Below are 11,643 nucleotides of genomic sequence, written 5' to 3'. Positions count from 1 at the left end.
TGGTCGCCGCTGGTGCCGTCGCTGATCAGCAGGTCGCTGCCGGAGACCCTGAAAATCACGTTGGCGGCGGTCTGCCCGGCGCCAAGCACCAGGGTGTCGGCACCACTGCTTTCGTTGACAGTGTCGCTGCCGTCGCCCGAATTGAACATATAGTAGTCGCTGCCAGTGCCGCCGTTGAGGACGTCGTTGCCGGCGGCACCGGTCAGCATGTCATTGCCGGCGCTGCCATTGAGCGTGTCGTCTCCGGCGCCACCCACCAGTGTGTGGGCCGTGGCGGCAGCAATGCTTCCTGCAAACTCCGCAAGTGTCTCGTCACCAGCAATCTGAAACGCATTCGTAATCGCCAAAGCGAAGGCAAAATTATCGCCTTGGAAAGAATCAATGCGAATTCCCTCCAGGTACGGGACAAGCGTCGAGATTGCGCTTACTTTTCCGGCAAAATCTTCAGGCAACAGCAGGGAGGCTAGCAAAGCAACCCCATCCACGGTGCCCCCGACGCTATCCGAATTCATGTCGTAGTTGAGCGTTCCGAGCGCTAGCCAGGGCGTGTCGATCAGATCGGCAGTGCTTGCCCCAAGATTGAAATTGGCTACAGCCAGCTGAGCAACAAAATGGGTCAGCATTGACCCGACAAGATCCTGATAAAGAGCTTCCAACTCCGCGGTAGCGTTTGGGCCGGGATTCGGGGTCCCTGCATTGGCTCCAGCGAGCTGTTGATACTGGATGCCATAAAATGCTTCAAGAACAGCGAGATGCTGCGCATCCATGTAGGCGCCACGAGAATCGGGGCTAACGTCCGTCGTACCGGTCCATTCGGCCAGTATCGTTTCGAATGCCGAACGAAACGAACCGGGATCCAATTCGGCCCCGTTGATGACAAGATCCTTGACCGCTTCGCGCAGTTGAACGTCCATCGACATTGCATACTGGAGATCCGCAACATTGCCCCAGCCTCTCAAGTCGGGCAGAAGCGCAGCATCGGGATCGACAGAAAAACCGTCATCGACAATTTTGTGGGACGCCATCTGATCGTTGGAATACCAGACATCAACCACCTCTGCTGCGGAGCCGTCCGCCCGTTGGTACGAGGCGATATGGCTTACCGTGTTGCCGGCAATAGTCTCGTTTATTTGTTGTGCGTTGACCTGAATGGAAACGATTCCCATCTCTGATAAGGACTTCAGTTCCCCCGCATCTGCGACTGCGTTGCTGTTCGTATCAACCCAGATCCGAAGCTCGCCAAAACTCGCGTCAGCGGAATCAATGATCCCATCCGAATTCGAATCGAAATTGCGTAGCACCGCGAAGCCGTCTGTGGTCGCGTTCCCGAACAGCTCATTGATGTCGTCGATCCGTCCGTTTCCATTTGCATCGTGGGCGAGCATGCCGTCTCCGCCAGTCACCCACCCCGTGCGCTCGGCAAATCCATCGGCGTCCAGATCAAAATACACGTTCGACCCATCTAGGCTGGTGAGCTCGACCCCGTCGCCGTCAAGGTCCAAGACAAGCGGCGAAATGGGAGGATGGGTCATCGGGCCGTTGTGTGGAGCCCAATGCGGGTGAATACTCGTCCCACCCCCGCTGGCTGCATTCCCACCACTTGTGCCGCTACCGGATGAACCACCACCAGCGCCGCCTGGATTGTTCGGATCCGTGGATTGCGACGGGTCTGGCAAGTCGAATCCGTCATTATCTCGCCTTAACGCATCAGTAACGGCATCATACTTCTCGTCACCTAGCACATAATGAGCGAACGCCTGAAATGCCGTGACATCGAGAACAGTGCCGTCAGGCAGAATAACCGTATTCCCGTCGGCAAGAAATATTTCCGCATTTGCCTCCATAAAAGCTGTCAGCATTACTTCCGAAAAAGACTGAAAAGCCATCTGATCTGTTATTCCGATAGGAATTGGCATGCCGTCTTGCATTATAAAATAATAACCATCCCTTTCTATAAGTTCACTCGGATCGTACGTTATTCCGTGATATCTGATAAAATCACCACTAACGTATACCTCGTACAGACTCACTGCTAGGTTATTCAGCATTCCAATTACGGTTGAAAGAGATCCTATCGACCCATCCACCTTTGCGCCAACAACATAAGCCAATGCGTGCCCCGCGTACGAATTGGGCTCAAGCCCAAGTTGACTCCAGCTCTCGATCTCGAGTTTTATAGTTTCGGCGATATCCGGAAGATAATAGTATCCGTCAACAAACGTGCTCTCGATGTAAGAAAGTTCGTTGCTCGCAATTTGATGTGAAATAGCCTCCTGCAGACTCAGAAATTGCTCTGTTCCCATTGCCTCCTCAGAAAAGGAATGGGAAAGTGTTCCGAAAACGCCTTGTCCAGTGGGGCCAGGAACATACAATGCCGATAAGCTCGACCCATATTCAGCCTTAAGATAGTGGTACAAAGTATAGTTACCAGCAGCAACTGCAGCCTTAAGTGCGTTAAACTCGCTAGGTGAAATCTGCAACCCTGCACCCTCAGAAATAGTCATTGCTTATTCTCCGACCCACACAAGACTGGAAGCATTGAGGAAATTTTACCATCGCCAGAAATGTCTCTCTCCATTTCGTCCAGAGCAGACACGATCGAAGTAAATAGTGACAAATCATCAGGAATGACGAATTGACTTGATACATAAATCTCGCATAAGCGATTATTTACGTCGGATTGATATATATCGGCGTAGAATATGCACAACTTCTTTGAATCATTATTACATCTGATCCAATATATATTGCCTTCGGTGAGCACGGCGTAGGACGAAAACAGTCCACCCATATCATATTCAAATCTAGGTCCGCCCGGAACTTGGGACGTCATACCAAGTCTGTACACACCTTTTGATTTGGTCGACTCTATGACGTACTCATTGCTAGGAAACATCGTCACAAAATCTGACAAGTGAGATCTCAGCAAACTTCTACGTTTGTGATGACCAACACTTACGTTTGACGTAATTTCTATACCTTGGATCTGAAGTTTGCATAGGAGTCCGAAACGAAAGTTAACTTCATTCTTCAAGGCTCTGATCATCGATAGACAGGGCGATACATCGATATTGCCGTGGGCCTTCGCTTGAGCGGATTCGCAAATATTCAAAAAAAGCATCATTGCGAAGAAGGAGAAGTTCACCCGCTTGAACAACGACATTATATGACATTTATACGGCAACAGAATTTCCTCACGTATCGCGTCTGTCCTATGCCTTTTCGCCCAGCGCTTAAGCAACGAAACGACCAACTCGATGCTTATCTCTTTTTCAGACACTTAAGAAATGGTGCTGTCACTTATCCCTCGCACTTGTACGCCGATAGCATACCCCGCTACTCGCGCATTTACCCTCAAGGCAGGCGCTTCAACCGTAACGCCGCTGCCATTTCAAGCCACAGCATCAAGGGTGGCGCGCCCCGCACCATCAAAGATTTCTCGTCGTTTTTATAGGTCGGCGGTGATTGCCACCGCAGTGCCCCTCCGCAGCAAATCGGTAACATATCCGAAATAGCTTGTTAAGCCCCCCTAAAAAATAGCAGACGGAATCTTACCTTCTTAATATACATGGGTAATGCGGCGATGTTCGACCTTATCAGACGGGCAATCGAGAGTTTTCCAATGTATTTCTGATAGATGGTTTCGTATAAATGTGAGATTTGCTGTCTATATGGCCGGCTTTTGTGGCAAGTATACGGCGTACTATTCTTCCTTAACATGCCTGTTGCCGTCCGGCGATGAAACATACATTCTGTGTGTCTAATGCCTTCAATCGTCAACTCAGATACCCAAGGTCGCGGATATCTGAACAAGTTTCTAATGCAGACCTCTCTCGGCAAGAAAGTCCAGCGCGACCTCATTGAACTCGCCTCGCGTCATTTCATCGAGGTCAAGGTTTCCGGCCTCCACTTCATGTCGCAGCGCTGCGATGTCCTCGAACCATTGTTTGATCATTCTTAGATCGAGGGACAGATAGCCCCGCGGGCGCGGACACCCAATCTTCCGCCAGCTGCTAAATAGCAATTTCAGCAAAGGTCGCTTCGGCGTAGCCTGATATTTGGATTGCTTGCGAAACGACTCAAAGTGCGAAAGCCGAAGCCGCGGTGGAACTCCCCTCTCAGTAAAAATGGCCAAAACCATAGCACCACCCGGATCATTGAACGGGGTTCCGTCCGGTCTGAAACTCGATCGCCGATCGAGTGCGTCCTGCATGATCAGGATTTCGCGCAACTGCAAGAGGTGTTCCAACGCCTTCTGCTCGTCATTGTCACCGGACCGCGGAATTGCGGCCCGGTTTCGGAACCGATCACGATGTCGTCTGGATGCGGCAGAAATGGGGGCTCAGGTTCACCTCTCTGCTTTGCCTCTGCAAGCCGAGCGGCCGCCGCATTCTTGTACGCCAAAGCTCATTGCGCTGAAGAATGTCCCGAGCATGGGCTTCGTCTGCCGTCCTGAACAGATCTATCGCAAATGGCGCCTGGCCCGCGAAAGCCGCGCGGATGTTGAGTTGATCAGACCAGAGCTGAGGGGATTGATCTATTGAACCTAGGTGTCGCCAACACCCGTGTGGTGCCTGAACGCTGCCCATCCTGCTCGGAGTTCGATTGAAAGCCTGGTCACCCCGTGGGGGAGATTCCAAACGCAGATCAGTACCGCAGATCGATACTGCCGTGATTTACGCGTCAGACGTGACTCCCGCTTCTCAGCATCGAACTGACTAATGCCCTGAAGTGGGGCACCCGCTCGGCGGCATTATTTTGGATAGTGTCGGCGATTTCTTGCAACGATGCATCGGCGATATCGATCGCCCCTGATGCCACTTTGAGCGCGAACTCCTGCATAGCGGCAAACATGGGCACCACCGTGGTCATGTTACCTGAGATAAAGCCTCGCGATTTCGGTTTTCCAAGTTTGCGCCAATCAGCATAGAGCTGTTTCAGCAGCTCACGCTTCGTCATGCCCTCAAGACGCATTTGCAGTCGGAATATAGCGCTGTCCGAAAGCTTGAAGCGCGGAGGGAGGCTCTCGTTGAGAGCGTTGAACATGTAGAGCGCGGTCCCCGGCTCTTTGACTGGAGACCCGTCCAGGTGTGTGTCGCAGCGTCGATCGAGTTCGTCCTGCATGAGAAGAACTTCGCAGGTCTTGACCGAATGAAGGACCTGTTTGTTTTGCGCCTCGTCCCATGGTCCAAGAAACTTCGGTCCGTCTTTGCCGCTGATCAGAATGTCCTCAGGGTGGGGATAGACCACAGGCTCGGGCAGGCCGTTGCGGCGGGCGTGAGCGATCTGCTCTGAAAACGTTTCCTTGTAGGCAGTCCAAAACTCTATTTTTTCGGCGACTTCCCAAGCATGCGCCTGCTCGGCTGTCCGCAGCAGGTCGACACCAAGTCCTGCATATCGGGCGTTGCCTTTAAGACCATATGTTATGATAGCGTCGAGCAGCGCTTCATGGGCAGACACCTCCTTGACCCGTTCTCCCTCGCGGACTCTGATCTTCTTTCTCCCTGCCCGCAGAGCGGCCGCGAGAACCGGTTGGTCAGAGAGAGAAAGGCCTACCGGCGACCCCCGCGGACGACCGCGAGGATTACCCGACTGCCCCGTCTTGAAGCGGGTTTGCCGAGGTGGCTGACCGTATCCGACGCCTGAGACGACTTCGTTTCGAATGCTGGCGACTGTGTCGTTGTTGAGCCGCTTTTGCTTTTCATCGTCATGTTCCGCGGACATCAGCGCTTCCTTCTGGCGGATGAGCTGCCGGTGTCATGCCGTTCCTCAGCGACAGAATCGAATGACAGGCCCGTGGCGGCGAGCGTGGCACTTTTTCCCGTATACGTTTGCCAGCGCGCAATGATGGTGTCGCAATAGGCCGGATCGTATTCGATGAGCCTGGCTTGCCGTCCGCAGCTCTCGGCGGCAATCAGCGTACTGCCAGATCCGCCAAACAGATCGAGCACGATCTCGTTGCGCCGCGAACAGTCCTTGATAGCGTCGGCCACCAACGCGACTGGCTTTACGGTTGGGTGCATTGCGAGTTCGTCCAAGCGATTGGCGCCCAGGCTGCTGATGCCGGCATAGTCCCAGACATTCGTGCGGTATCGACCTGTCTCGCCAAGGCCAAAGCTGTTGGTGTGCGGAGCAGTGCCAATTTTGAAGACGAACACCAACTCATGCTTCGAGCGATAGAAGCTGCCCATGCCCCCGTTCGACTTGTTCCAAACACATAGGTTTTTGAGTTCGCTGAATGCCGCCTGCCCCGCATCGATAAGCTCACGCATATGGCGCCAGTCCATGCAGACAAACGCGATTGCACCGTCCTTGGCAATTTGCGAGGCGTTTGACAGCGTCACCGTCAGGAACTCGGTAAATTCGGATTGGCTCATTTCGCCGGAGGCAAACGCAAACTCGCGGTGTTTGACCGAGCCAAGGCCGCCGACATTGCCGTCGATAGCGACGTTGTATGGTGGGTCTGTGAATATCAGATCCGCGGTCTCGCCTCTCATTAGGCGAGCGACGTCGTCGCTTGATCGGGCGTCACCGCAGAGCAACCGATGCCGACCGAGCAGCCAGATATCGCCCTGCTTCGAGACCGCCTCGCCTGGTAGTTCCGGAATGAAATCGGCAGCATCATTCGCGGCCGCAGAAGCCTCTTTCGCCTGGTCGAGCGTTAGGTCGGTTTCAGCGAGCGAGAAGCCGGTCAGCGTTAGATCGAATTCAATATCGATCAGTGCCTGCAACTCGATCGCCAAGATCTCCGTGTCCCAACCAGCGTTCAACGCAAGCTTGTTGTCGGCCAGAACGTAGGCGCGGCGCTCCTCGACACTGAGATGGGAAAGTCTCAGCGTCGGGACACTGGCAATACCCAACTCTTTAGCGGCCATAACCCGGCCATGACCGGCGATGATTTCACCGGTGTCGCTGACCAGGACCGGATTGGTGAAGCCGAAGCGCGAAATGCTTTCGGCGATTTGCCGGATCTGCTTTTTGGAATGTGTTCGAGCGTTGCCTGTGTAGGGTCTAAGAGCCGAGACAGGCTGCATTTCGACTTTGGGAATTGCGATGTTCATCGTGTCTCTCCAAGCGCGCGGCAAGATCTCAAGGCGCGTCAGGTGCAGAACGATGGATGAACATCGACGAAGAAATCAACAGGTTACGTTCAAAAAACTGTTCACTTACAATAACTGCGAGACGCTCGGTAGCTTCGACCGTTCAAACCCCGTTCAAAGACCGTTTTAGAGCCGTTTTAGGATTTGGCGTTTTGAATGAGTGCAATAATTGCACTCATTAATCAGCCAATGTGCTCGCTGTTCTGACCCTAAGATGGCTGGAAAACATGACAAGAAGCCAAATCGGACGGCAGTGATTCGCAGTTCTGGCGCCGAGATTTTTCCAAAGTCAGGTCACCGTTCCTATACCCAGAAAGATCGACCAGGCATGCAGCGGACCGGTGGTGGGTCGACCGGGAGTGGGTCTCGCCGTCCATGTTCGCAATTCGACAATCGCCTCTCACATTGATGACAATGCATTTCCGGGTAGGAGCATTTCGTTCCCGCTCAAGCTCAACTCGAAATCGGTAGCGCGCATTCGGGTCCCACAGAACGCCAGCGCATTCCCGGATATCGACAATTCGATCCCAGCTAACGGCAATCGCATCCCACATAACGGCAACGGATTTCCCTGTTAATTCACGGGAAACCGCGAATATCTGGTCGAATTCCCAGATGGCCTGCGCAGGGAATATGTCGCTAAGTACGTGAAATCGCTGCTCAATATTGAGCGCCTGCCCGCCAGAGCGCGGCATTTCACGCAAATACCCTGTTTTTTGCCTGTTATCAGGGAATATCAAATGGAGACTGGTTCGCCAGTGACTGCTCGGTTCACCAACAAAATCAAAGGCTTAAATGCCACCTCTGTTCTTTTTATGTCGCAACGTGTTGCAAATGGCTATCGTTTATTTTCAATGGCTTACAGCAGCTGTCGGCAGGTCCATGCGACATGGGCGCGACATGAAACACTTGCAAAAGTCTGCCCTCTCACGGCGGGAACAGGGGTTCGATTCCCCTTGGGCGTACCAGCAACATCAACAAGTTAGTAGCTATTGTCGGCCCGAAATTCCCCTGCATGCCAACGGCTCCGAGAACGACATCCGATGCCAGGTGATCCGGCGCAAGATTCCGGCGGAACCCGCTCACAGGCAGGACGCGCCTGTCGTGATACCTTCCTGGGCCTAATGAAAGCCTGCCAAAAGCTCCGGCTCTCGTTTTGGGACTATCTCGGCGATCGGCTCGGCGTCACCGAGGCTTCACACGTCCAATACTTGCCAAACCTAGTCAGCAGCCGCTGCGCATCCAACTGATCGCAACGACTTTTGCCCCTCTTACCTATTGTCGAAGTTTGGTCCCGATAAGAGACCTGAAAACCCAAAAGGGTGGAAGGAATCTATTGGGGTGGCGAAGGTCGGTACGCCGCTCGTCACGCAGACGAGCGCGAGGAATTGCGAACAGCCCATCTCAGTGATCGGTCGTTAGTCAGAGTCGCAAGAAGAGGGTGATTGCTGCCATGTTGACCAAATCGACAAAGAAGGCAGAAACGAGCGGCAGGATTATGAAGGCGTTCGGTGCCGGCCCGTACTGCCGGGTGATAGCCGACATGGAGGCTATCGCGGTAGGCGTCGAGCCGAGCGACAGCCCGGTGAACCCTCCAGACAAGACCGCCGCCTGATAGTCTCGGCCGAGCGTCGGGAAGACCACCAAGGCGATATAGGCTGCTGCCACTACCGTCTGCACGGCCACGATGACGAGCAGCGGCCCTGCGACGCCTGCCAGCGTCCACAGCTGCATGCTCATGAGCGACATCGCAAGAAAGATCGACAGCGCGTAGCTGGAGATCAGCTCAAGGGAGGCCGTGTGCGCCGGCCAGTTGAGCCGCGGCAAGAGGATCGGCACCGTATTGGACAGAACGATGCCCATGATCAGGCAGGGCACGAAGAGCGGCAGCTTGATCGAGCCCAGGCTCGTGATCCAGCTGTGCACCAGATAGCCGAGGATGACAGCGACGTTGACAACGAGCATTGCACGCATGATCCCCATTTTGTCGATGGGCACTGCGTCAGCCTCCGGTGGCAGGTCCCTGGGCGGCGAATCTTCGACCAATGGCGCCAGACTGTTGCGCTCGATCAGGAACTTCGCGATCGGTCCTCCTAACAGGCTGGCGATGATCAGACCGAGTGTTGCGACAGTGATGCCCATCGAGAGGGCGGCAGGAAACCCGTGATCGGCAGCGATCGTCGGCCCCCAAGCGACTACGGTGCCGTGTCCACCGATCAGCGAGACCGAGCCGATCACCACCCCCGCCGACGGCGGCAGACCGAACGCCACCGCCCCTATCGTACCGACGCCGTCTTGCAGGAACACAAAGACGACGGTGATCAGGCAGAGCATTGCCAGCACCCGCCCACCGGCGACCAAATCGGCTACGCGTGCGTTCACTCCGACGGTGGCGAAAAAAATCACCAGCAGTCGGTCGCGGGTCGTCAATTCAAAGCCGATCTGCAGGCCGAAGACCTCGTACACCGCCCAGAAGGCCAAGGCGGCGACAAAGCCGCCAGTGACCGGTTCGGGAATGTTGTAAGTGCGGAGGAACGACACGCGCTGCGTGATCAGTACGCCTACGAAGAACACGACGATGCCAATTGTAAGGGCCAGGAAGTCTGGCGCGACGAAGTTCGCCGTGGTCTCCGGCATGCCATCCTCTTGCACTCCGCAGTGAAGCCACTGTATCCGATCGCCAACGTTTTGTTAGCGCCCTCGGACAAAACCCTCAGACAGGCCAGTAAGCTGTAGTTACCGAGGGCTGTCGCAACGAAGCACCATCCGTCTGCCCGACGATGATCTATCCCGCTTGAGAACGGCTAAAGATCCGGATCTCGTTCTGTGGCTGATTGGCACGATCCGCACACGGATCCGGGTTATGGTGAGACATGGCAGACGTACCATGGCCCACTACGGGATTTGGGCTTCGCCCGCGTGGAGGCGATCCTGCGGCTGGCGGACCATCGCGCTTCGGAGGTGGCTATAGCATGAACCCGTCACACAAGAGCCGGCTTGCGTGCCACTGGGCCCTATCTTGGTTCCAAGCCAAGGGAACCTTCCGTACAATGTCACTATCGCTACGACCATTTGGCGTCTTCTAGCGATGGTCTAGAATAGGCCGGGTTCCGCACAGGAGGAAAAAAGATGAAAGTCGGCATTGTCGGAGCTGGGATGGTGGGCAGTGCGGCTGCATATGCTCTTGGCCTTCGCGGGGTGGCTAGTGAGGTTGTGCTGGTTGATTTGGATGCGGCTTTGGCCGAGGCACACGCTATGGATATCGCCCATGCCCTTCCGTTTGCCTCGGGCATGTCGATTACGAGCGGCGACTACGACCGGCTTCGAAATGCTGGAATAGTCATCATTGCAGCGGGGTCCGCGCAGCGCCCCGGCGAGACAAGGACTGACCTTCTCGGGCGGAACGCGGCAATCTTCCGCGATATCATCGGCGAAATCATGCGCGTTTGTCCCGATGTGATCCTTTTGATCGCATCGAACCCGGTCGACATAATGACCCAGATCGCCCAGGTGATTTCAGGCCTGCCGGCAGGCCGCGTGATTGGATCAGGCACCATCCTTGATTCAGCTCGGTTTCGCAGTTTGCTGGGAGCGCATCTCCACGTCTCGCCTCGCTCCATCCACGCATATGTGCTGGGAGAACATGGCGACAGCCAGGTACTGGCTTGGTCCAGCGCCCGCGCAGGAGCGGTTCCGATTGCGACCTTCGCTACACAGGTCGGAGCCCCGATCACAGACTTAGTCCGAGCAGAGATCGACGACAGGACCAGAAATGCTGCCTATACAATTATCCGGGGAAAGGGATCCACCTACTACGGCATCGCAGCCGGCCTCGCTCGGCTCATCGGCGCGATAAGGCAAGATGAGCAGGCGGTCTTCTCTGTTTCGATCGTTACCGAGTACACGGAGGGGGTTCAGGGTGTTGCGCTGTCAATTCCTCGGGTCGTGGGGCGCGAAGGGGTGACCGCAGATCTTTATCCTGAACTCGATGCACAGGAGCGCGCGGCGCTCCACCGAAGCGCTTCGATTTTGCGGGGACTGTTCGATTCGGTTCCCCTCTAGCCTAGAAATCGGAGGCCGGCCTGATTTGCCATCAGAGCCGATCGAATTTGAGGGTTGACGCCGAAGGCGCTCGGCGCCGAGTTGTAGGCAGGACCGATCTTTCCCGGCTAGTCGGTCCTCAAATCGGCTGGAGTTTCTCCGCCCTCCGTATCGATCCCATTTGGGGCCTGCGTGTTAGTTACCGGAGCCACTCACGCGCCGGGCGCGGCGCTGTTCAGAGCGACCGCTGGCATTCCCACACATGACGCCGGACGCATCATTCGTCCTGATGAGGTCATGTTTCTGCCGCAACGGGTCCTATCTGCCATCGGGTACTGCGCGAGATGCTCGTACATTCAGAAGTAAAAAGCGGTTGGATGATCGGATTGTCCGAGTGCTCGACGAGCTTGGCCTTGACCAGGTTATCAATCAGGCCGGCGGGCTGGCTGGTGAGCAAAATTGGGAGAAAGTTATGTCGCTCAGCGAGCAGCAGTTCCTGGCA

General features: G+C 55.1%; 8 protein-coding genes. 3 read left to right on the top strand and 5 right to left on the bottom strand.

Annotation, left to right across the window (positions count from 1 at the left end):
• Positions 1-2,504 (bottom strand): hypothetical protein (locus ACSQ3Z_RS37155; RefSeq protein ID WP_436176016.1); only part of this gene is annotated, 2,504 nt, incomplete at its 3' end.
• 1,313 nt (positions 2,505-3,817) lie between these two features.
• Positions 3,818-4,249 carry a hypothetical protein gene (locus tag ACSQ3Z_RS37150; protein ID WP_436176015.1) on the bottom strand — a complete coding sequence of 144 codons (432 nt, stop codon included), beginning with the start codon at positions 4,247-4,249 and terminating at the stop codon, positions 3,818-3,820.
• 85 nt (positions 4,250-4,334) lie between these two features.
• Here ACSQ3Z_RS37150 and ACSQ3Z_RS37145 point away from each other — a divergent pair, with 85 nt between their 5' ends.
• A complete protein-coding gene (locus ACSQ3Z_RS37145; protein WP_436176014.1) occupies positions 4,335-4,544 on the top strand; it encodes a hypothetical protein in 210 nt (69 codons plus the stop codon).
• 139 nt (positions 4,545-4,683) lie between these two features.
• Here the strand turns inward: ACSQ3Z_RS37145 and ACSQ3Z_RS37140 are convergent, their stop codons facing one another.
• Both ACSQ3Z_RS37140 and ACSQ3Z_RS37135 read right to left on the bottom strand, forming a co-directional pair.
• Entirely contained in the window at positions 4,684-5,724 is a 1,041-nt protein-coding gene (locus ACSQ3Z_RS37140; protein ID WP_436176013.1) for a DUF5681 domain-containing protein, read from the bottom strand.
• Positions 5,724-7,061, bottom strand: coding sequence for a site-specific DNA-methyltransferase (locus ACSQ3Z_RS37135; RefSeq protein WP_436176012.1), 1,338 nt, complete (start codon positions 7,059-7,061; stop codon positions 5,724-5,726). Before ACSQ3Z_RS37135 ends, ACSQ3Z_RS37140 begins: the two co-directional genes overlap by 1 nt.
• 686 nt (positions 7,062-7,747) lie before the next feature.
• On the opposite strand from ACSQ3Z_RS37135, the gene ACSQ3Z_RS37130 reads away from it, so the two are divergent.
• On the top strand, positions 7,748-8,086 hold the full coding sequence (locus tag ACSQ3Z_RS37130) for a hypothetical protein (RefSeq protein ID WP_436176011.1): 339 nt from the start codon (positions 7,748-7,750) through the stop codon (positions 8,084-8,086).
• A gap of 436 nt (positions 8,087-8,522) precedes the next feature.
• Here ACSQ3Z_RS37130 and gltS read toward each other — a convergent pair whose 3' ends face one another.
• Positions 8,523-9,737, bottom strand: a complete 1,215-nt coding sequence (gene gltS / locus ACSQ3Z_RS37125; RefSeq protein ID WP_436176010.1) for a sodium/glutamate symporter — start codon at positions 9,735-9,737, stop codon at positions 8,523-8,525.
• A 492-nt stretch (positions 9,738-10,229) separates the two neighbouring features.
• Between gltS and ACSQ3Z_RS37120 the strand changes: the two genes are divergently transcribed.
• Positions 10,230-11,162, top strand: coding sequence for an L-lactate dehydrogenase (locus ACSQ3Z_RS37120; protein ID WP_436176009.1), 933 nt, complete (start codon positions 10,230-10,232; stop codon positions 11,160-11,162).
• The last annotated feature ends 481 nt before the right edge of the window (positions 11,163-11,643 follow it).

It is taken from the genome of Mesorhizobium sp. LjNodule214, from assembly GCF_964252735.1.
Taxonomy (GTDB): Bacteria; Pseudomonadota; Alphaproteobacteria; order Rhizobiales; family Rhizobiaceae; genus Mesorhizobium.
Note: the sequence above shows the minus strand (reverse complement) of the source record. Positions and strands in the feature narration are given on the sequence as shown.